We start from the raw sequence: 22,227 nt of genomic DNA, 5'->3' as shown, positions 1-22,227 counted from the left end.
TCATCTGCAACATGGCTTGTTCGTCCCCCAATCGCCTTTCCAGCCTTCGAGCTTGCCGCGCCGGAATTGCAGATAGAGGCCGTCCCTGCGATCCGACAAGGCGCTGCCTTTCACGTTGGGCAAGGCCAGAAACATCTCGTTGCCGGGGCGGCCCCGGACATACACGAGGCTCGTCCCCAACGCCGTCGAGGCTTCATCGACATTCATGCCGAACGCCAGCGGCGTGTTGTTGGCGGCCTGCGCAGAAGCGGGCGAAGGCCCGATGGCCGCGATCAAGCCGGCCGTCAAACCGGCGTTGGCGGCCATCCAGATCGTCGCGGCGAACATCGTCCGTGTCATGGTCGGTGTCTTGGCTCGGCGCCTCATGGCTTGGCCTCCGCCGGTTGCAGCGCTGCGAGCTTGCCGTCCGGCGTCCATCCGCCACCCAGCGCCTGGAACAGGCTGGAGGCGGCCAAAAGCTTGGTCAGCCGCACCTGCGCCAGCGTGTTCTCGGCGGTCAGCAATGTTTGCTGGGTTTGCAGCACCGTGATCAGGTTGATTGTGCCGGCGCGCAACTGGACCTCCGAGACGTCGAAGGCCTTGCGCGAATTGCTGACGGCTTCGATCTGCAGCCGCTCCTGCAAGGTGGTCTGCGACAAGGCGACCAGCGCCTTCTCAACGTCGGCGAAGGCCGACAGCACCGCCTTGCGATAGGCCTGCAAGTATTGCAGTTGTACGCCCTTGGCCTGCTTCAACTGGCTTTCCAGCAGGAAGCCGTCGAAAAGCGGCTGGGTCAGCCCTGCCGCGAGCGTATAATACCAGGCGCCCGGTCCGAACAATGCCGCCAGCGCGGCGCTCTGTACGCCGGTGGTCGCGGTCAACTGGATCTGCGGGAAGAAGGCGGCCCGTGCCGACTCGACGCTGAAGTTGGAAGAGGCGAGCTGCGCCTCGGCCTGCCGGACGTCCGGCCGCTGATAGAGCAGTTCGGAGGGCAGGCCCGGCGTTACCCTGGGAACCACGATCGAGGTCAGCGCGCCGCCGCTGACGTTGAAGTTGGCCGGCGCGCGCGCCACCAGCAGTGCCAGCGCGTAGATATTCTGCTTGAGCGTGACTTCGAGCGGCGGGATCGCCGCGCGCTCGGTGGACACCAGTGCCTGCTGCTGCGACACATCGAGCTGCGAGGCGGTTCCGCCCGCGAATTGCTGGTTGATCAGCGTCATGATGCGTTCGGCGGCGGCCAAATTGCGGCGGGCGACGCGCAGTTCGTCCTGCGCGGCCAGCACCTGGAAGTAGGTGTTGGCGACGGTGACGATTGTCGACAGCGTCACGACTTCGCGGTTGTAGCGGGACGATGTCGCGGTTTCCTCCGCCGCGCGAAGGGTTGCCTGGTTCTTGCCCCAGAAATCGAGCATGTAGCTTGCGGTAAGGCCGGCGCTGTAGGTCGAGAAGTTCGACCCGCTGCCGCTGGAAAGGCCGGTGAGGCCGCTGCTGGAACTGCTGGAGCTACTGGCTGCCGATCCGAAATGCTCCTGCTCGGCGTTGACCGAACCGCTGATCGATGGCAGCAGCGGCGCTCCCGACACGCCGACCTGTGCATCGGCTTGCACGATCTGGGCAATCGCCACCGCGATGTCGAGATTGAATATCTGCGCGTCTTCCATCAGCGAGGTCAGCTCTTTGGAGCGAAAGCCGCGCCACCAGTCCAGCGCCGGAACGGCGGCGTCCGGCGCGCGCTTCGATGCCTCGCGATAGCCGCCGGGAACCTCAACGTTGAGTTCGGGCCGTTCGGAGCCGAGGATACAGCCGGACAGGCCGGGTGCGAGCAGAAGTGCCGCGAGTGCGGGCCCGATGCCAATCCGGCCGCGCCGTCGTGTCGCTGGGGATTTTGATGGATACGCAACGTCACTCATGGGGCACCGGCTCAAGCCTCGACTTCAGGGGCGTGCTGCGTCCCCGCATCCGCAAAAAACACCATGCTTCGACCCCGGCATCGCACAGGGCCCGGTCAAGCGCTAGGTCTCTGATAAGGGTTGTTGTTGACATCTGTTTTATTCGCCCGGCTGCAGCGTGGGACGGGGCGGGTGCGGCACCGCACCGCCGCGCCAGAGGCGTTGGCTCCACAGCCGAAGCCGGTCCAGACACAAGTAGATCACCGGCGTCGTATAGAGGGTCAGGATCTGGCTCAGGATGAGGCCACCGACGATCGCGATCCCGAGCGGCTGCCGCAGCTCGCCGCCATCGCCCATGCCGATCGCGAGCGGCACCGCGCCGAGCAGCGCGGCCATCGTCGTCATCATGATCGGCCGGAAGCGCAGCAGGCAGGCTTCGTAGATCGCATCGAAGGAATTGAGCCCGCGGCCGCGTTCGGCCTCAAGCGCGAAATCGATCATCATGATCGCATTCTTCTTGACGATGCCGATCAGGAGAATGACGCCGATCAACGCCATGATGCTGAATTCGGTGTGGAAGGCCATCAAAGCGAGCAGGGCGCCGACGCCGGCGGACGGCAACGTGGACAGGATCGTCAGTGGATGGATGTAGCTTTCGTAGAGCACGCCGAGCACGATGTAGATCGTGACCAGCGCCGCCAAGATCAAATAAGGCTCGTTGCTGAGCGAATCCTGAAAAGCCTTCGCCGTGCCCTGGAAGGTGCCGCGAATGGTCGAGGGCACGCCGATCCGGTTCATGGTGGCGTCGACCGCGCTGACGGCATCGCTGAGCGATGCATTGGGTGCCAGGTTGAACGAAATGGTATTGGCGACCAAGAGGCCTTGATGATTGACCGCGAGCGGCGTCGAGCCTTGCTTGAACCGCGCCACCGCCGACAACGGAATCATGGTCTCCTGACTGGTGGAAACCGCAGCACCGGTCGAGGCCGCGCCGTTGCCGGTCAGGCCGATCGAGTTGGTGGCGGCATTGCGCGCGGCTTGTGCGTTGGCGGAGGTGGTCGAAACGCCGGGAGCCACCACGGTTCCCGAGACGGCGTTGGTGGCTTGCGAACCGGTGACCGATCCGCCCGACGTGCTGACATAGACGTCCTTGAGCGTCTCCGGGTTTTGCCAGAACCGCGGCGCCACTTCCATGATCACGTGATACTGGTTGCGGGCGACGTAGATGGTCGATACCTGGCGCTGGCCGAATGCGTCATAGAGCGTGTTGTCGATCTGGCTGACGGTGATCCCAAGCTGGGCCGCGGCATCGCGGTCGATCACGAGGTCGGATTCGAGCCCCTTGTTCTGCTGGTCGCTGTTGACGTCGGTGAGGAGGGGCACGCTTTGCAGCGCGGCCGCGATCTTCGGCGACCATTCATTGAGCTCCTCCAATGTGGGGCCCTGCAGCGTGTATTGATACTGCGCGTTGCTGGCGCGGCCGCCGACACGAATGTCCTGCACGGCCTGCAGAAACAGGGTCGCTCCAGGTATCACCGCCATGGCACGCCGCAGCCGCGCGATGACGCCGTCGGCGGAGATATGGCGTTCGGACAACGGCAGCAGCGATACGAACACGAAACCGGAATTGGTCTGGCCGCCGCCAGTGAAGCCGACCGCGGTTTCGACCGCAGGATCCTTTTTGATGGTGGAGACGAACTGCGCCAGCTTCTGCTGCATCAATTGAAAGGAAATGCTCTGGTCGGCCTGGATCGAGCCGACCAGTCTTCCGGTGTCCTGCTGCGGGAAGAAGCCCTTTGGAATGACGACGTACAAATAGACGCTAAGGCCGACCGTCACAAAGAAAACCAGCATCATCAGGCCCGGGTGCCTGAGCGCCGACGTCAGCGTTCGCCGGTAGAAATTGAGCATCGCTTCGAAAAAGCGCTCGCTGACCCGATAGAGCCGTCCGTGGCCTTCGCCGGTCTCGCCACGCAGCAGCACGGCGCACATCATCGGGGTGGTGGCCAACGAGATCGCCAGCGAGATCAGGATCGCAATCGAGATCGTCATCGCGAATTCGCGGAACAGGCGGCCGACAATGCCGCCCATCAGCAGGATCGGGATGAAGACCGCGATCAGGGAGATGCTCATCGACAGCACGGTGAAGCCGACTTCGCCGACGCCCTTGATGGACGCTTCCAGCGGCGACAGCCCGTCCTCGAGGTGGCGGGTGATGTTTTCGAGCACCACGATGGCATCGTCGACGACGAACCCGGTCGCCACCGTCAGCGCCATCAGCGAGAGATTGTCGAGGCTGTAGCCCATCAGATACATCGCGGCGAACGTCGCGATCAGCGAGACCGACACCGCCACGACAGGGATCAGGGTAGCGCGCAGGTTCCGCAGGAACGCGAACACCACGACGATGACGAGGAGAACCGCCAGGATCAGCGTGCGCTCGACGTCGCGCAACGAGGTGCGAATGGTGGTGGAGCGGTCCGCCGCGGTTCCGATTTCGATCGCCGGCGAAATCGAAGCCTGCAATTGCGGCATCAGCGCCTTGACCCGGTCCACGGTGCTGATGATGTTGGCGTTCGGCTGCCGGTAGAGGATGATCAGGACCGCCGGCTTGCCGTTGGCGAGGCCGGAGTTGCGCAGGTTTTCGACGCCGTCGGTGACCTCGCCGATGTCAGAAAGATGCACCGCCGAGCCGTTACGGTAGGCAACGACCAGGGATTGGTAGTCCGCGGCCTTGTTGGCCTGGTCGTTGGAATAGATCTGATAGCGTTGGTCGCCGACGTCGATGCCGCCCTTCGGGCTATGGGCATTGGCGCTTCCAAGCGCGGCGCGGACGTCTTCCAGGCCGATGCCGTATTTGTACACCGCCTGTGGAATAAGATCGACGCGCACCGCGGGCAGCGAACTGCCGCTGACGCCGACTTCGCCGATGCCCTCGACCTGCGACAGTTTCTGCGCCAGCACGGTCGATGCGGCGTCGTAGAGGTCGCCGCGTCCCATGGTGTCCGACGTCAGCGTCATGATCAGGATCGGGGCGTCGGCGGGATTGACCTTCTTGTAGGTCGGGTTGGCCCTCAGGCTGGTCGGCAGGTCGGCACGGGACGCATTGATCGCGGCCTGCACGTCGCGCGCGGCGCCGTCGATGTCGCGGTTCAATCCGAATTGCAGCGTGATGCGTACCGAGCCCACCGAAGAGGAGGACGTCATCTCGGTGACGTCGGCGATCTGGCCGAGATGACGCTCGAGCGGGCTTGCGACCGTGGTTGCGACGTCCTGCGGGCTCGCACCCGGCAAGGTCGCCTGCACCGAGATGGTCGGAAAATCCACCTGCGGCAGCGGCGAAACCGGCAGCTTGAAAAACGCCACCACGCCTGCCGCCGCAAGCCCAAACGTCAGCAGCGTTGTCGCGACCGGCCGGCGAATGAAAGGTGTTGATGGGCCCATGGGTTCAGTTCGATGCTCAGTTCAATTCGTTCGCAGGCCCAGCCTCGCGCGTGCGGCCCGCAAAGCGCACCGCCAGACGGTCGAACCAGAGATAGATCACGGGGGTGGTGAACAGCGTCAGCAACTGACTGACCAGCAGGCCGCCGACGATGGAGATGCCGAGTGGGTGCCGCAGTTCGGAGCCGGCGCCGGTGCCGAGCATCAGCGGCAGCGCACCGAGCACGGCGGCCATGGTGGTCATCAGGATGGGCCGGAACCGCAGCAGGCAGGCTTGATAGATCGCCTCGCGCGGCGGCTTGCCCTCGTTGCGCTCGGCGTCCAGCGCGAAGTCGATCATCATGATCGCGTTTTTCTTCACGATGCCGATCAAGAGGATGATGCCGATGATGGCGACGATCGTCAGATCATTGCCGCCCGCCATCAACGCCAGCAGCGCGCCGATGCCGGCGGACGGCAGCGTCGAGAGAATGGTGACGGGATGGATGAAGCTCTCATAGAGCACGCCGAGCACGATATAGACCGTGACGATCGCGGCCAGGATCAGGAACAGCTGGTTGGAAAGCGATGACTGGAACGCCAGCGCGGCGCCCTGGAAACTGGTGATGACGCCGAGCGGCTGGCCGATATCGGTCTGCGCCTGCTTGATCGCCGTCACGGCGTCGCCGAGGGCTGCACCAGGCGCCAGGTTGAAGGAGATGGTGGCGGCCGGAAACTGCCCGAGATGCGACACCTGCAACGGCGCGGTCTCCTCCCGCATCTTGGCCATCACCGCCAGCGGCACCGGCGTGCTGCCGACCGATGACGGCAGGTAGATGTCAGATAGCGATTTCAACGAGGTTTGCAGGCTGGGGTCGGCTTCGAGGATGACGCGGTACTGGTTCGAGTTGGTGAAGATGGTGGAGACGATACGCTGGCCGTAGGAATCATAGAGCGCGTTGTCGATGGTGGCGGGCGTGATGCCGAAGCGGGCGGCCTGGTCGCGGTCGATCTGCACGAAGACCGAAAGCCCGTATGCCGAGATGTCGCTGCTGACGTCGGAGAACTGCGGAAGCTGGTTGAGCTTGTCGACGAGCTTGGGCGCCCATTCGGCCAGTTGGTTCGGATCGGCATCCTCCAGGATGAATTGATATTGCGTTCGGCTGACGGTGCCCTCGATCGTCAAGTCCTGCACCGGCTGCATGTAGAGGCTGATGCCGGTCAGCGACGCCGTCGCCTCCTTGATGCGCTTCATGATCGCCGTGATGCCGGATTTACGCTGGTCATACGGCTTGAGGTTGATCAGGATGCGTCCACTGTTGAGCGTGGTGTTGGTGCCGTCGACGCCGATGAACGACGACAGGCTTTCGACTTCGGGATCCTTCAGGATGACGCTGGCCAGTTGCTGTTGCCGCTCGGCCATCGCCGCATAGGATACCGATTGCGGCGCTTCGGAAATCGCCTGGATGACGCCGGTATCCTGAAGCGGGAAGAAGCCTTTGGGAATGATGATGTAGAGATACGCGGTGAGCGCGAAGGTGCCGAGCGCGATCAACAGTACGAAGGTCTGACGATCGAGCACCCAGTTGAGCGCGTGGCCGTACAACTCGATGATCTTGTCGAAGCCTTCGCGGCTGTAGCGCTGAAATGCGTTTTCGTGGGTTTCGGTTTCAGGCTTGAGCAGCTTGGCGCAGGCCATCGGCACCAGGGTCAGCGACACCACGGCCGAGATCAGGATCGTGACCGACAGCGTGATGGCGAATTCCCGGAACAGCCGTCCGACCACGTCGCCCATGAACAGCAGCGGGATCAGCACCGCGATCAGCGAAACCGTCAGCGAGATGATGGTGAAACCGATCTGCGCGGAGCCTTTCAGCGCCGCCTGCAACGGCTGCTCGCCTTCCTCGATGTAGCGGGAGATGTTCTCGATCACCACGATGGCGTCATCGACCACGAAACCGGTGGCGATGGTCAGCGCCATCAGCGAGAGATTGTTGAGGCTGAAGCCGAACAGATACATCGCCCCCAGCGTGCCGACCAGCGACAGCGGCACCGAAAGGCTCGGGATCAGGGTGGCGCGCGCGTTGCGCAGGAACACGAAGATCACGAGCACCACGAGCATCACGGCGAGCGACAGCTCGAATTCGACATCCTCCACCGAGGCGCGGATCGTCACGGTGCGGTCGGTGAGGATGCTGAGATCGATCGCGGTGGGCAATGTGGCCTGCAATTGCGGCAACAGCGCCTTGATGCCTTCGACCACCGCGATGACGTTGGCGCCCGGCTGCCGCTGGATGTTCAGGATGATCGCCGGCGTTTCGTTCATCCAGGCGCCGAGCTTGTCGTTCTGGGCGCCGTCGGTCACGTCGCCGACGTCGCTGAGCCGCACCGGCGAACCGTTCTTGTAGGCGACGATCAGCGACTTGTAGTCGGAGGCGTTCCTGATCTGGTCGTTGGCGTTGATGGTGTAGGCGCGCATCGCGCCGTCGAAATTGCCCTTGGGCGTGTTGATGTTGGCGTTGCCGAGTGTGGTGCGCAGGTCGTCGATGTTCAGGCCGTAGGCGGCGAGCTTGCGGATGTCGGCCTGGATGCGTACCGCCGGCCGCTGGCCGCCGGAGATGCTGACGAGGCCGACGCCGGGAAGCTGGGAGATCTTTTGCGCCAGACGGGTGTCGACGAAATCCTCGACCTGGGTCAGCGGCATGGTTTTCGACGTCAGTCCGAGCGTCAGGATCGGCGCGTCGGCGGGGTTGACCTTGGCGTAGATCGGCGGCGCGGGCAGGTCGGAGGGCAAGAGATTGCCGGCGGCGTTGATGGCCGCCTGCACCTCCTGCTCGGCGACGTCGAGCGAAATGCTCAGGCCGAACTGCAGCGTGATGACCGAGGCGCCGGCCGAACTCACCGAACTCATCTGGTTGAGATTCGGCATCTGGCCGAACTGTACCTCCAGCGGCGCGGTCACCGACGACGTCATCACGTCGGGGCTCGCGCCGGGATAGAAGGTCTGCACCTGAATGGTCGGGTAATCGACTTCAGGCAATGCAGCGACCGGCAGGAACCTGAACGCCAGCAAGCCGGACAGCATAATAGCTATCATCAGCAGCGTGGTCGCAACCGGCCGCATGATGAACGGTTGCGACGGGCTCATTGTTTTTGTCCGGCGTCTGGCTTCTGTTGGCTGTCCGGCTTTGGTCCGCCATCCGAGCCCTGCTTCTTGCCGGCCTTGTCCGGGCCGGGCGCGGCTGCGCCGCCGGCTGCGGGGGCAGTGGCACCCGCAGCTTCGGCGCGGACGTTGATCTTGGCGCCGTCGCGCAGCTTGTCGGCGCCATCGACCACGATTTTATCGCCCGGCTGCAAACCGGAGCGAACCTCGACGCGATCGCCATCGGTCACGCCGAGATCGATCTTGCGAACCGAGACCGTGTTGTCGGCGTTGACCAGATAGACGAACGTGCCGGGCACACCGCGCTGCACGCCCGCCGTCGGCATGATGGTGACGTCCTTGTGGGTATCGAGCAGGAGCTGGATATTCACGAACTGATTCGGATAAAGCGCTTCCGTCGCGTTCGGAAATTGCGCGCGCAGCTTGATCGTTCCGGTGGTCGGATCGATCTGGCTGTCAAACGTCTGCAAGGTGCCGTCGGCGATTTTCTTGGCGCCGCTGCGGTCGAAGGCCGCGGACGGCAGCCCCGCGCCGGCCTGCAGGCGCTTGGAGATCGCCTGTAGATTATCCTCAGGCACCGTGAACAGCACGCTGATCGGCTTGAGCTGCGTGATGACGACAAGACCGTTGGTATCGCCCGCGGTCACATAATTGCCCTGGTCGACCTGGCGCAGGCCGACGCGGCCGTCCAGCGGCGACAGGATACGGGTATATTGCAGGTTCACTTCCGCGGACTTGACCGTGGCTTTGTCGGCTTCCACCGTGCCCTGATCCTGTGCGACGAGTGCCACCTGGGTATCGAGTGTCTGGCGCGGCACCGCATTCTGCGCGGCGAGCCCCTGATAGCGGGCGAGATCCACCTGCGCGCCCTTGAGCAGCGCCTGGTCGCGCGCCAGATTGCCGTTGGCCTGGGCGAGGGTGGCTTCATACGGCCGCGGGTCGATTTCAGCGATCAGATCGCCCTTCTTGACCTCGTCGCCTTCGGTAAAAACCACCTTCTGCAAGTAGCCCGAGATCTGGCTTCGAATGGTGACGGTGGCGAGCGAGGTGACCGTCCCGAGCGCATTGATGTTGACGTTGATGTCGCCCTTGGTGACTGCCTCGGGCACGATCGACATCGGCGCGGCTCCGCGACCGTTCTGCGCTGGTGGCGCGCTCTGCTGCTTGGTCCACCAGACGATGCCGGCCACGATCAGCAGCAACAGCAGGCATGTACCGACCAGGCGCCAAGCCGATCGCGGCCTGGGGGCGGCCGGCGCGGCTTCGCGGGTAGGTTTGGCTTCCTGGGGAGGTTTGATTGGTTGATTCATGAACGTTCCATCACCGAGTTTTCGTTCATCTTGCAGGCCTCATTGTTGCGTGGCCGGTCGAGGGGGAGGTCGCTCAAACAAACCGTGACGGGCCGGTCATTGTAGGCGTTTTGAATAATATTCCGCAACTGCTCAGGGGCACGCAGAAACGCTTCCAACAGCGATTATCGCATTAATATTCAGAAAGAATTCTAGGACTATGCGGCACTTCCTGCCAGCGAATCCGCCCACTACCCGCAGAGATTGCCGAATACATGCGACCCAAAAAGCACAGTTCCCGACCGATTGCGCGAAGCCGGACGTTTTGAAGCGCCCATGGTCGACCGAAAGGATGTAGCCAGAGCTTTTTTGCGCGAAGCGGTCACTGGTTGCTGTGAAGAAATGCGGCAAAAAAGCAGATGGACGCCTCGTTCCGATTCAATCGGGAAGGAAAAGGCGCTAGGGTGATCCAACGCGTTGAATCAGGCTGTGGCCAGCCCGACAACCGTAACAAAAAGGAGGATGGCCATGGCAAGCTCCAGCGTTCGGCGGCCTTATCGGGGCGTATTTCCGGTGGTGCCGACGGTGTTCGACGGCGATGGCCGGCTCGATCTCGACGGCCAGAAGCGCGCCGTCGACTGCATGATCGACGCGGGCTCGCACGGGCTCTGCATCCTCGCCAATTTCTCCGAGCAATTCGTGCTGACCGACGCCGAGCGTGACCAAGTGCTCGACGCAGTGTTGCACCATGTCGCGGGCCGCGTCCCGGTCATCGTCACGACCACGCATTTTGCGTCGCACATCTGCGCCGAGCGCTCGAGGCGCGCGCAACAGGCCGGCGCCGCGATGGTCATGGTGATGCCGCCCTATCACGGCGCCACGATCCGGGTCGGAGAAGCGGCGATCTACCAATTCTACCGGACCGTCTCGGAGGCGGTCTCCATCCCCATCATGATTCAGGACGCCCCGGTCGCTGGCACGCCGCTTCCCCCGGCCTTCCTGGCGCGGATGGCGCGGGAGCTCGAGAACATCTCGTATTTCAAGATCGAGACGCCGCAGGCCGCCGCCAAATTGCGCGAGCTGATCGCGCTCGGCGGCGAGGCGATCGAAGGCCCGTGGGACGGCGAGGAGGCGATCACGTTGATGGCCGATCTCGATGCCGGCGCGACCGGCGCGATGACCGGCGGCGGCTATCCCGACGGTATCCGCCAGATCACGGATGCGTATTTCGCCGGCCGTCGCGACCAGGCGATCGCGGCCTATGAGCGCTGGCTGCCGCTGATCAATTACGAAAATCGCCAGTGCGGCCTGATCGCCTGCAAAGCGCTGATGAAGGAGGGCGGTGTCATCCGGCACGAAACCGTGCGCCTGCCGCTGCAGCCGTTACACCCGGCCGTACGAGCAGGTTTGATCGAGATTGCACACCATCTCGGTCCATTGGTGCTGCGGTGGGGTAAATAACCTCGCCGTCACCGTTTCTCCAGCCTCGGGACAAGTCGCCGTGACAGCCATTCGCCTCGCTATCGTCGGTCTTGGCAAGATCGCGAGGGATCGCCATGTCGCCGCGATATCCGGCACCGATGGCATCGAACTCACCGCGGTCGTCGATCCAAACGCCACGATGGACGGCATCGCGCATTTCGCGACGCTCGATGACATGCTCGCGGCCGACCATCCGGTCGATGCCGTGGCGCTCTGCACGCCACCGCAAGCACGTCAGGCGCTGGCCACGGCGGCGTTGAAGGCCGGCAAGCATGTGCTGCTGGAAAAACCTCCGGGCGCCAGTGTCAGCGAACTGACGCCGCTGATTGCGACGGCGCGGCAAGCCGGACGCGCGCTGTTCGCGGCCTGGCATTCCCGTTTCGCTCCCGCCGTCGAACCGGCGCGTGCTTTCCTTGCCGAGCGTACGATCAAGTCGGTCGTCGTCGAATGGAAGGAAGACGTCACCGTCTGGCATCCAGGTCAGGCCTGGATCTGGCAGCCGGGCGGGTTCGGCGTCTTCGATCCCGGCATCAACGCGCTTTCGATCATGACGCGCATTCTGCCGCGGCCGTTCTTCCTCACCGAGGCCGAACTGTGCTTCCCGCGCAACCGGGCGACGCCGATCGCGGCCAATCTCGGCTTCTCCGACGATCGCGGTCTGCCGATCCGCGCCGAATTCGATTGGCGCCAGACCGGTCCGCAGACCTGGCATATCCAGATCGAGACCGACGCCGGGTGCTTGGCCTTGGCGTCCGGCGGCCGCCGCCTGATCCATAACGACCGCACGCTGGTCGACGAGCCGAAGGCGGAATATCCGGCGATCTATCGCCGCTTCATCGAACTGATCGCCAATGGTGTTTCCGACGTCGACCTGTCGCCGCTGCTCCATGTCGCCGACGCCTTCATGCTCGGCCGGCGGCGCGACGTCGAACCGTTCAAGGATTGACGTCGTTGACGGCGTCCGCGATCGCGTCGCTGCCTAATGGTGGCGATCCCGCGAACGGCACCAGCAGAACTCCCAACAGCGCCACGCCGGCGAGCAGCGCCCAGGCTTCGTTGGTGGAGAGCGCGAAGGCGGCCTTCTCGACCATCGGCCGCAGATAGGCTTCCACGGTGGCATCGGATACGCCGGGAGGCCGGTGGGTGAAGAGCTGGACGTCGAGCCCGATCGCCCGCGCCGCGGTGACGTCTCCGGCCATCAGTCGGTCGCGCAGCGCTTCGGCGTGGCCTCCGGTGCGGCCATAGAGGATGGTGTCGATCAGCGCGATCCCGATCGCGCCACCGAGGTTTCGCATCAGATTGAACAGGCCGCTGGCATCGGGCACCCGTGCTGCCGCCAGCGCGCCGAGTGCAAGCCGGGTCGGCGGCAGCAGGCAAAACATGATGGCGACGCCGCGCAGCACCTGCGGCCAGAACATCTCGCCGAAATCGGCAGTGCGGCTCTGAAACGCGCTGCAACCGAGCCCGAGCGCGAAAAGACAAAAACCCACAGCCGACAGCAGGCGCGGATCGCATCGGCTTTCCAGCGCGCCGGCAATCGGTGCTGCGATCAGTTGCGAGAGCCCGGTGACCAGCATGATGGTGCCGATCTCGAAAGCGTCGTGGCCGCGCACAAAGGCCAGAAACACCGGCATCAGATAGACCGAGCCGAATAATCCGACGCCGAGGCAGAAGCTGAGCGCGCAACCGATCGCGAACGAGCGCGTGCCCAGTGTCGACAGATCGACCACGGGATGGGTGGCCTTGAGGGTTCGTTTGGCGAACAACGTCGCGGCAGTGGCGCTCAGCAACAAAAGAGAGCCACAAGCCGGCGAAAGCCAGCCCGATTGCGGCGCTTGCTTCAGCGCGATCTCCAGGCTCGCCAGGCTTGCGGCCATCAGCGTGAGCGAAACGCGGTCGAGTGCGGCGAACGCGCGAAAATCGGGTTTTTCGCGCGGCAGCAGCCAAGGCGTGGCGGACACGGCGACGATGCCGGGGATCACGTTGATCAGGAACAGCCAGTGCCACGAATAGGTCTCGGTGATCCAGCCGCCGACCACGGGCCCGATGGTGGGCGCCAGCACCGCCATGACGCCGGCCATCGTGGTGGCGATCGGATGCAGGCGCAGCGGAAACAGCAGGAACACCGCGGAAAACACTGCCGGGATCAGCGTTCCCCCGGCAAAGCCTTGCAGCACGCGGAAGCCGATCAGCATCGCAAAACTACCGCTCGACGCGCAACCGATCGAGGCAATCGTGAAAAGGCCGACCGCCGATACGAACAGCCAGCGCAGGGTCAGCACCCGCGTCAGCCATCCGGTCAACGGGATCGCGACGATTTCCGCGATCAGATACGCGGTTTGAATCCAGCTGATGGCATCGGGTGAAATTGCCAGCGCGTGCTGGATCGCCGGCAGCGACGTCGCGACCACCTGGATGTCGAGGATCGCCATGAACATGCCGAGGCACATCAGGACAAAGCCGAGCCATGTCGCGGCGCCCGGCTCGGCTATCGGCTGGTCACTCATGTTTGCATCGCGAGTGCGCGATTTTCGGCGCGAATCCGGATCGCAAGCACACCCGCATTGAGGATGGTAAAGATCGCAGCGATCCATGGCAGGTGCAACACCAAGGGAAGCACGGCAATCTCCCCGGCCACCACGGCATAATTGGGATGCGACAGATATCGATAGGGACCGGCCGACACCAGTCGCTCTCCCGGTAGCACGATAATCCGCGTCGTCCATCGCGCGCCTAGCGTCCAGAACACCCAGCCGCGCAGGCCCTGGAGCACGAGATAGGCCGAAAGCGCGATGGCATTCACCGGCTGGTCGCGTCCAAATACCCATAGCGAGATCAGCCAGCCGGCATGCACCGCGACCACAAACGGATAATGTCCCGACGCCAGTTCCACGGCGCCGCGCGCCATCAGTCGGCGCGTGTTGCGATGGGCCACAACGAGTTCTCCGGCCCGCTGCAGCGTGACCAGTGCAAGGATGATTTCGGCCGTGGTCAAGCGGCGTGCCGCAGCGTAACGCAACTGGCGGTGAAGCCGGGTCCGAGCGCGGTCAGCAGCGAACGCGGCGGCAAGCCTGCGTTGCGCGCGCGTTCGAGCACGAACAACACGGTGGGTGCCGACATGTTGCCGCAATCGGCGATCACCTGCCGCTCATGGTCGAGCGTGCCCTGATGCAGCGCCAATGCGGTCTCTAGCGCGCTAATCACCCGCGCGCCGCCGGGATGGCAGATGAAGCGGTCGATATCCGCCATCGTCAGCCCCATGGCCGCGAGGATCCGTGTCAGCGCGGGGTTGAGGTTCTCGGTGACAAAGTTCGGAATGGTGCGCTGGAAGATCACGCCAAAACCTTCGGGATCGACATTCCAGCCCATGATGCCGAGCGTATCCGGCCACAGATGTTCGCCGGAATGCTCGATGGTCGTGGCGCCGCCGTCGCCGGCGCGCAGGATGATGGCGGCGGCGCCGTCGCCGAACAGGCTGGTGGCGACGATGTTGGCCTTGGTGAGTTCGTCGAGCCGAAGCGCCAGCGAACAAAGCTCGACCGCCACCAACAGCACGTTACTGCCCGGCCGCGCCTGCGCCAGCCTTGCCGCGATCGACAGTCCCGAAACGCCGCCGGCGCAGCCAAGCCCGAACACCGGCACGCGCGTCACGTCGGAGCGGAATCCCATGCGGCCGGCGATGCGGGCCTCCAGGCTCGGCGTTGCGATGCCGGTGGAGCAGACGGTGACGATGGTGTCGATATCACGCGCGGATAATTGCGCGTCCGCCAGCGCCTTTGAGGCGGCGTCGACGAACAGCGCCTCGGCGCCCTCGAGAAAGGCCTTGGTGCGCTCCGGCCAGCCGCGCCGTTCGAGATACCAGTCGAACGGCTTGACGCCGTGGCGCTTGATGATGCCGGTATTGGCAAAGATGCTTGAGAGCGTTTCGAATTGAGGCAGGCGAGGCCCGAACACGTCCCATGCCGCGGCCAGAACATCCTTCTGCAAAAACACGTTGGGAGGAACGGCTGTCGCTAAAGATACCAGGGCAGCCGTATGCATCGCGTGTTCTCCGAGGAATGAGTCATTGCGGTAACAGACGTTCCTGCGCCGGTATTATTTCGGTGGTCGGGAAAAATATTTCGCCGAGGGTCACTTAAAGGTGAAGCTGGCCTCTTATTGCCGCCGCGATCGTCTGCACCGGCGCGCTTTGCCGAATCCTGTCGTGCTCTTCCTGTCCCGCTTCTGCAACCGAGATCTTCCAGACAGCTCTAGCAGGAATGCCGTCTCCTATGCTTTGATGCGGGAATAAGAACCGGAACGCAAGCCGTGCCAAGCGGCGTCAGCTATCCCGGCAAAAACAAAAGGGAGCATCTGTCTTGGAACAGCCCGGCCGTACCATGCTGGCGAAAATCTGGGACCAGCATGTCATCGCGCGCATCAGCGACGACACCGATCTGCTCCATGTCGACCGCCATCTGCTGCACGATCTCGGCGGCTCGCGCGGGCTGCTTGATCTCAAGAGCCGAGGCCTCACGGTGCACAATCCGGAGCTGACTTTTGCGACGCCGGACCATGCGATTTCGACCGCGCATGGACGCGCCGGCACCATCAAGATCGGCCTGGAATTGCTGACGGCACTGCGGGTCGAAACCACCGCGAGCGGCATCCGATTGTTTGATATCGACGAGCCCGGCCAGGGCATCGTTCATGTTATCGGCCCCGAACTCGGCCTCAGCCTTCCCGGTTGCCTGATCGTCTGCGGTGACAGCCATACCTGCACCCATGGCGGCCTCGGCGCGCTCGCCTTCGGCATCGGCTCCAGTGAGCTGACGCATGTGCTGGCGACGCAGGCGCTGATCCAGCGCCGCCCCAAAACCATGCGCGTCAGGTTCGAAGGCAAGCTGCCGCCCGGCATCACCGCAAAGGATATGATCCTGGCCTTGATCGGCCATGTCGGCGCCGCCGGTGGCACCGGTTACGCGGTCGAATATGCCGGCAGCGCCATTCGCGACTTGCCGGTCGAAGGGCGGCTGACCATCTGTAACCTCTCGATCGAACTCGGTGCCAAGATCGGCATGGTCGCGCCCGACGACAAAACCTTCGAATACATCAGGGGGCGTGTTTATGCGCCGCAGGGCGAGATGTGGGCGCAGGCGGTCGAGGCGTGGCGGCGGCTTCCGAGCGATCCCGACGCGGTGTTCGACCGGGAAGTCGTCATCGATGTCGCCGGCATCGAACCGCAGGTGACGTGGGGCATCAGCCCCGAACATGTCATCGGCATCGATGGCCACATTCCCGATCCGCAGGCAACCTCCGACCCGGAGCGCCGCGCGGCGTTGCAGACCGCGCTCGATTACATGGGGCTTGAGGCCGGCGCGCCGATCGCGGGTACGCCGGTCAATTGGGTCTTCATCGGTTCCTGCACCAATAGCCGGCTCAGCGATTTGCGCGCCGCGGCCGAGATCGCGCGCGGCCGAAAGGTAGCACCCGGCGTTCGCGCCTGGATCGTGCCGGGCTCGGAAACCGTCAAACGCGACGCGGTTGCCGAGGGGCTCGACAAGATTTTCACCGAGGCCGGCTTTGAATGGCGCGAGCCGGGTTGCTCGATGTGCCTGGCGGCGAACGGCGAAACCGTAGCCCCCGGCCAGCGCTCGGTCTCGACCTCCAATCGCAATTTTATTGGCCGCCAGGGCCCACGCGCGCGCACCCATTTGGCGAGCCCGGCGAGTGCGGCGGCGGCAGCGATCGCCGGCGCGATCGCCGATGTGCGGACGATGGAGCGCTGAGATGCCGAAACCGTTCGGTAAACTGACCGCGGTCGCAGCCCCGATCATGCGCTCCAACATCGATACCGATGTCATCATTCGGATCGAGCGGCTGGTCGGCAACGGCATTCGCGGCTCGCTCGGCAAATGGGCGTTCGGCTCCTTGCGCTATTTGCCTGACGGGTCGGAAAATCCGGAATTCATCCTGAACCGCGCGCCGTATCGCGAGGCGGAGATCCTGGTCACCGGTCCGAATTTCGGCTGCGGCTCCTCGCGTGAAGGCGCGGTGTGGGCGCTGCAGGAGCGCGGCATTCGCGCCGTGATCGGCTCAAGCTTCGGTGACATCTTCTTCGCCAATTGTTTCCAGAACGGAATTCTTCCCGTTGTCGTCGACAAGGCGATCGTCGATGGCCTGGCTGCTGAAATCGAGCTCACCCAAGGCGCCGGGCGCATCGGTATCGATCTTGAAGCACAGACCATCACCTCGCCGACGGGAAAACAACACCGTTTTGAAATAGATCCACGCCGTCGTGCCGGCCTGCTGGAAGGTCTCGACGAGGTCGCGCTGACCTTGCAGCGCGACGACGAAATCAGGTCATTCCAGGCTGCCGATCGCAATCAGCGGCCGTGGATTCATTTTGCAGGGAAACAATCATGAATACCCGCTCCAACATGTTCAAGGTTGCCGTGGTCGGCGGCGAGGGTATCGGCCCGGAGGTGACGGCGCAGTCGCACCGTGTGCTCAACTGGTTCGTCGTCAACCGCGGCGTGCCTGTCACGTTGCGTGAGGCGCAATACGGCATCATTCCGTATCTGGCGACCGGCAAGGTGCTGCCGGAGGATACGGTCGAGGCGATGGAAGAAGCCGACGCCATCCTGTGGGGCGCGACCGGCGGCCCCGAGACCAAGGAAGTGCCGGCTGCCGCGCGCAAGGCCGGCAGCCTGCTCTCGATGCGCAGCAAATATGATCTTTACGCGAACTTTCGCCCGATCGTCGCCAATCCGGCGCTGGCTGACTCGGCGCCGCTCAAGGCCGAGGTGCTGAAGGGGGTCGATTTCGTCATCATCCGCGAACTCACCAGCGGCATCTATTTCGGTGAGCCGCGCGGCATCGAAACGCTGCCGGACGGCCAGCGTCGCGGTTTCAACACCGAGCAATACACTACCGAACAAATCCGCCGCGTGGCCCGCTCCGCCTTCGAGCTCGCGCGCACCCGCAAACGAAAAGTCTGCTCGGTCGACAAGGCCAACGTGCTGGAGACCAGCGTGCTGTGGCGCGAGGAAGTGGTCGCGCTGCACGCGGCCGAATTTGCCGACGTCGAACTGACGCATATGTATGTCGACAATGCCGCGATGCAGATCGTGCGCGATCCCCGGCAGTTCGATGTGATGGTGACCGGCAATATCTTCGGCGACATTCTTTCGGATTGTGCGGCGATGGCGTCGGGTTCGCTCGGCATGCTGCCGTCGGCGTCGCTCGGTCCGGTCGATCCATACGGCCGCCGCAAGGCGCTCTATGAACCGGTGCATGGCAGCGCGCCCGATATCGCCGGCAAGGGCATCGCCAATCCGCTCGGTTCGATTCTCAGCCTCGCCATGATGCTGCGGATGACGCTCGACCGGCCGGATGACGCGGACCTGCTGGAAACGGCGGTGGCCGCGGCGCTGGCCGCCGGCGCGCGCACCGCCGATATTGCCGAAGCCGGCGCCGCCAGATTGTCGACCGCGCAGATGGGCGATGCGGTGCTGGCAGCACTTGAGAAGGTCGCGGGCAAGCAAAAGGAGAGCGCGTGACGGTTCCAGGCGGCCAGCCGCTCACGTCGTTGTGCTGGCCGTAAGGTACGCGCATGCTGTAATCAGGTTTGCCACGAAGCAGCCCCGCGCTGCGACGCTTTCAATTGCGATAAAGGATGAGGAATAACGCCATGACGCACGCGATCCGTTTTCACAAGACCGGTGGCCCCGAAGTTCTGACCTGGGAGGAGGTTCAAGTCGGCAAGCCCGGTCCCGGCGAGGCGCGCATCCGCCACACCGCGGTGGGACTGAACTTCGTCGATATCTACAATCGTGCGGGCGTCTATCCAGCGCCATTGCCGAGCGGTCTCGGCAGCGAAGGGGCCGGCGTGGTCGAGGAAGTCGGTCCCGGCATCACGGATCTCAAGGCCGGCGATCGTGTTGCCTACGGCAGTTCGCCGCTCGGCGCCTATTCCGAAGAACGGTTGATCCCCGCTGATCGCCTGCTCAAGCTGCCCGCCGGCATCGATGACAAGACCGCGGCCGCGATGATGCTCAAGGGCCTGACCGCGCAATATCTGATCCGCCAGACTTATCGCATCAAGGCCGGCGAGACCATCCTGCTGCATGCCGCGGCGGGCGGCGTCGGGCTGATCCTGGCGCAATGGGCCAAGCATCTCGGCGTCACCGTGATCGGCACCGTCGGCAGCGACGAGAAAGCGAAACTCGCGCTGGCCCATGGCACCGCCCACGCCATTGTCTATACCCGCGAGGATTTCGTGAAGCGCGTCGACGAGATCACCGGCGGCAAGAAAGTGCCGGTGGTTTATGATTCCGTCGGCAAGGACACCTTCCTGAAATCGCTCGATTGCCTGGCGCCGCTCGGCTATCTCGCGCTGTTCGGCGCGTCCTCCGGCAACGTCGAGCCGCTAAACCTCGGCCTGCTGGCGCAAAAAGGCTCGCTCTACGTCACCCGCCCGACGCTGAACACCTATGGCGCCAAGCGCGAGAACCTGGTGGCGATGGCAAAGGAGCTGTTCGAAGTCGTGCAATCCGGCGCGGTCAAGATCGAGGTGCACCAGACCTATCCGCTGAAGGACGCCGCGAAAGCCCACGCTGATCTCGCCGCGCGCAAGACCACGGGCTCGACGGTGCTGACGGTATAAAGGACACATCAGGCCATGGCGCGCGTCCTCTTGCCGCTGCCGGCGCGGGATTTCGATCCAAGCGAAGCCGCGGTGAGTTGGCGCGTGCTGGTGGATGCCGGGCACGCGGTTTATTTTGCAACGCCGGACGGGCGGCCCGCCGTCGCCGACGACATCATGCTGACGGGGCGGGGCCTCGACCTCTGGGGCGCCGTTCCGTTGCTGCGAAATCTGCCGCTGGTGGGGCTGGTGTTGCGGGCCAATCGCGCCGCTCGAACCGCGTATGCGCAGATGATCGCCGATCCGCATTACAGCGCGCCGCAACGGTGGGACAACGTCAACCCCGCCGAGTTTGACGGGCTGCTGTTGCCCGGCGGGCATCGCGCGCGGGGCATGCGCGAATATCTCGAAAGCGAAATCCTGCAACGCCATGTCGCAAGCTTCTTCGAACAGGAAAAGCCGATCGCGGCGATCTGCCACGGCGTGGTCCTGGCCGCGCGCAGCGTCTCGCGGCAAACCGGGCGTTCGGTTCTCCACGGATATCAGACCACGGCGCTGACTTGGGCGCTGGAGAACAGCGCATGGTCGCTCGCCCGCATCACGCGGTTCTGGGATCCGAATTATTACCGAACCTATCTGGAGCAGGCTGGCCAGCCGAAAGGCTTCATGTCGGTGCAGCAGGAAGTGACGCGGGCGTTGGCACGCCCGGAAGATTTTCGCGATGTGCCGAAAACTGATCCGGATTACCGCCGCAAGGTTTCGGGGCTCGAACGCGATTCATTCGACAACCCGGCACCGGCGTTTGTGGTGCACGATCGCAATTACGTCTCGGCGCGATGGCCGGGCGACGTGCATACGTTCGCGCGGAAGTTCGCGGGGATGCTGGGAAGCTAGGGCTGCGATGCAAAACCATCCTTGCCAAAGTGATCGGGCACTGATTGGTTGCGAACCAACGAACAAAATTCAACGGTTGGATCGCGCCCCATGAATCTGCATCATCTGCTCAATGCCCGCCGTGCGGCGGGCAAGCCCGTCCGTGTCGCGCTGATCGGCGCCGGCAAGTTCGGCTCGATGTTCCTGTCGCAGGTGCCGCATACGCCGGGGCTTGAGGTTCCTGTCATCGTCGATCTCGATCCGGAGCGCGCGCGCGAGGCCTGCCGTACCGTCGGCTGGGACGCCGAGCGGATCGCCGCCACTAATTTCACCGCCGACGGCGCCAAGGCGACCGCGGGCGACATCGAAGTGATCGTGGAGGCCACCGGTAATCCCGCGGTCGGCATCCGCCATGCCCGGGCGGCGATCGCGGCCGGCAAACATATCGTGATGGTCAATGTCGAGGCCGACGTGCTGGCGGGGCCGCTGCTCGCGGACGAGGCGCGCAAGGCCGGCGTGGTTTATTCGCTGGCCTATGGCGACCAGCCGGCGCTCACCGCGGAAATGGTCGACTGGGCCCGCGCCACCGGCTTTCGCGTGGTTGCGGCCGGCAAGGGCACGAAATATCTGCCGGCCTATCATGACGTGACGCCGGAAGGGGTGTGGGGCCATTACGGGCTGACGGCGGGCGAGGCGCAATCCGCCGGCATGAACCCGCAAATGTTCAACTCGTTTCTCGACGGCACCAAGTCGGCGATCGAAATGGCGGCGATCGCCAATTCCTGCGGCCTCGACGTGCCGGGCGGCGGCTTGCTGTTTCCGCCCTGCGGCGTCGACGATTTGCCGCATATCATGCGGCCGGTCGACAAGGGTGGCGTGCTGGAGAAATCCGGCGTGGTGGAAGTGGTCTCCTCGCTGGAGCGCGACGGCCGCCCGGTGTTTCGCGATTTGCGCTGGGGCGTCTACGTGGTGCTGGAGGCGCCGAACGATTATGCCGCCGATTGCTTCAAGCAGTACGGCCTGAAGACCGATGCCAGCGGGCGTTATGCGGCGATGTACAAGCCCTATCATCTGATCGGGCTGGAATTGAACATCTCGATCCTGTCGGCGGCGTTGCGCGGCGAGCCGACAGGTCAGCCGCACGGCTTTCGCGGCGATGCGGTCGCGGTCGCCAAGCGCGCGCTACGGTCAGGCGAAATGCTGGACGGCGAGGGCGGCTATACCGTGTGGGGCAAACTGATGCCGGCCGCCGCCAGCCTCGCCGCGGGCGCGCTGCCGATTGGCCTCGCGCACAAGGTCAAGCTCAAGAGCGACATCGCCCATGGATCGGTGGTGCGCTGGAGCGATGTCGAATTCGACGCCAACAACGACACCGTCAAGACGCGGCGGGCGATGGAAGAGAAGTTTCGCGGGAGAGGGTGAGGGGCTGCGGCAGCGGATGCAGAACTTCAGCGTCGTAAGCCAATCTCTGCGTCGTCCCGGCCTTGAGCCGGGACCCATAGCCCC

Annotated in this window: 16 protein-coding genes; 8 read left to right on the top strand and 8 right to left on the bottom strand. The window is 64.0% G+C overall.

The features are described from left to right. From GSQ88_RS23340 to GSQ88_RS23320, 5 genes are all read right to left on the bottom strand, one after another. Window positions 1-366, bottom strand: a complete 366-nt coding sequence (locus GSQ88_RS23340; protein WP_159010112.1) for a hypothetical protein — start codon at window positions 364-366, stop codon at window positions 1-3. Continuing rightward, a complete protein-coding gene (locus tag GSQ88_RS23335) occupies window positions 363-1,889 on the bottom strand; it encodes an efflux transporter outer membrane subunit (RefSeq protein WP_159010111.1) in 1,527 nt (508 codons plus the stop codon). The genes GSQ88_RS23340 and GSQ88_RS23335 overlap by 4 nt, the downstream gene beginning before the upstream one ends. Before the next feature lie 138 nt (window positions 1,890-2,027). Then, window positions 2,028-5,312 carry an efflux RND transporter permease subunit gene (locus GSQ88_RS23330; protein ID WP_159010110.1) on the bottom strand — a complete coding sequence of 1,095 codons (3,285 nt, stop codon included), beginning with the start codon at window positions 5,310-5,312 and terminating at the stop codon, window positions 2,028-2,030. A gap of 16 nt (window positions 5,313-5,328) precedes the next feature. After that, complete coding sequence (locus GSQ88_RS23325) at window positions 5,329-8,436, bottom strand: MdtB/MuxB family multidrug efflux RND transporter permease subunit (RefSeq protein ID WP_159010109.1); 3,108 nt, start codon at window positions 8,434-8,436, stop codon at window positions 5,329-5,331. Beyond that, on the bottom strand, window positions 8,433-9,761 hold the full coding sequence (locus tag GSQ88_RS23320; RefSeq protein ID WP_159010108.1) for an MdtA/MuxA family multidrug efflux RND transporter periplasmic adaptor subunit: 1,329 nt from the start codon (window positions 9,759-9,761) through the stop codon (window positions 8,433-8,435). The genes GSQ88_RS23325 and GSQ88_RS23320 overlap by 4 nt, the downstream gene beginning before the upstream one ends. A gap of 507 nt (window positions 9,762-10,268) precedes the next feature. Here GSQ88_RS23320 and GSQ88_RS23315 point away from each other — a divergent pair. Both GSQ88_RS23315 and GSQ88_RS23310 read left to right on the top strand, forming a co-directional pair. Then, complete coding sequence (locus tag GSQ88_RS23315) at window positions 10,269-11,201, top strand: dihydrodipicolinate synthase family protein (RefSeq protein WP_502706762.1); 933 nt, start codon at window positions 10,269-10,271, stop codon at window positions 11,199-11,201. A gap of 40 nt (window positions 11,202-11,241) precedes the next feature. Further along, a complete protein-coding gene (locus GSQ88_RS23310; protein ID WP_159010106.1) occupies window positions 11,242-12,168 on the top strand; it encodes a Gfo/Idh/MocA family protein in 927 nt (308 codons plus the stop codon). Here GSQ88_RS23310 and GSQ88_RS23305 read toward each other — a convergent pair. Genes GSQ88_RS23305 through GSQ88_RS23295 form a run of 3 tightly spaced genes read right to left on the bottom strand, consistent with a single transcriptional unit; the run spans window position 12,158 to window position 15,263 of the window. Beyond that, complete coding sequence (locus GSQ88_RS23305) at window positions 12,158-13,729, bottom strand: DHA2 family efflux MFS transporter permease subunit (RefSeq protein WP_246784947.1); 1,572 nt, start codon at window positions 13,727-13,729, stop codon at window positions 12,158-12,160. The genes GSQ88_RS23310 and GSQ88_RS23305 overlap by 11 nt on opposite strands. Next, window positions 13,726-14,217 (bottom strand): isoprenylcysteine carboxyl methyltransferase family protein, encoded by a 492-nt coding sequence (locus GSQ88_RS23300; protein WP_159010105.1) that lies wholly within the window; start codon window positions 14,215-14,217, stop codon window positions 13,726-13,728. The genes GSQ88_RS23305 and GSQ88_RS23300 overlap by 4 nt, the downstream gene beginning before the upstream one ends. After that, window positions 14,214-15,263, bottom strand: a complete 1,050-nt coding sequence (locus GSQ88_RS23295; RefSeq protein WP_159010104.1) for a type III polyketide synthase — start codon at window positions 15,261-15,263, stop codon at window positions 14,214-14,216. Before GSQ88_RS23295 ends, GSQ88_RS23300 begins: the two co-directional genes overlap by 4 nt. Before the next feature lie 338 nt (window positions 15,264-15,601). Between GSQ88_RS23295 and leuC the strand changes: the two genes are divergently transcribed. The 6 genes from leuC to GSQ88_RS23265 all read left to right on the top strand — a co-directional run bounded on the left by leuC (window position 15,602) and on the right by GSQ88_RS23265 (window position 22,143). Continuing rightward, a complete protein-coding gene (gene leuC, locus GSQ88_RS23290) occupies window positions 15,602-16,990 on the top strand; it encodes a 3-isopropylmalate dehydratase large subunit (protein WP_159010374.1) in 1,389 nt (462 codons plus the stop codon). Between the two features lies 1 nt (window position 16,991). Beyond that, on the top strand, window positions 16,992-17,627 hold the full coding sequence (leuD, locus tag GSQ88_RS23285; RefSeq protein WP_159010103.1) for a 3-isopropylmalate dehydratase small subunit: 636 nt from the start codon (window positions 16,992-16,994) through the stop codon (window positions 17,625-17,627). Then, window positions 17,624-18,763: a 3-isopropylmalate dehydrogenase gene (leuB, locus tag GSQ88_RS23280; protein WP_174248090.1), complete on the top strand. Its 1,140-nt coding sequence runs from the start codon at window positions 17,624-17,626 to the stop codon at window positions 18,761-18,763. The genes leuD and leuB overlap by 4 nt, the downstream gene beginning before the upstream one ends. A gap of 131 nt (window positions 18,764-18,894) precedes the next feature. Then, complete coding sequence (locus tag GSQ88_RS23275) at window positions 18,895-19,869, top strand: quinone oxidoreductase family protein (RefSeq protein ID WP_159010101.1); 975 nt, start codon at window positions 18,895-18,897, stop codon at window positions 19,867-19,869. Window positions 19,870-19,884: 15 nt separating this feature from the next. Then, a complete protein-coding gene (locus tag GSQ88_RS23270; protein ID WP_159010100.1) occupies window positions 19,885-20,742 on the top strand; it encodes a type 1 glutamine amidotransferase domain-containing protein in 858 nt (285 codons plus the stop codon). Between the two features lie 90 nt (window positions 20,743-20,832). Continuing rightward, a complete protein-coding gene (locus GSQ88_RS23265; protein WP_159010099.1) occupies window positions 20,833-22,143 on the top strand; it encodes an NAD(P)H-dependent oxidoreductase in 1,311 nt (436 codons plus the stop codon). Window positions 22,144-22,227 lie beyond the last annotated feature (84 nt).

Source organism: Bradyrhizobium sp. S69, assembly GCF_009766005.1.
Lineage (GTDB): Bacteria > Pseudomonadota > Alphaproteobacteria > Rhizobiales > Xanthobacteraceae > Bradyrhizobium.
Note: the sequence above shows the minus strand (reverse complement) of the source record. Positions and strands in the feature narration are given on the sequence as shown.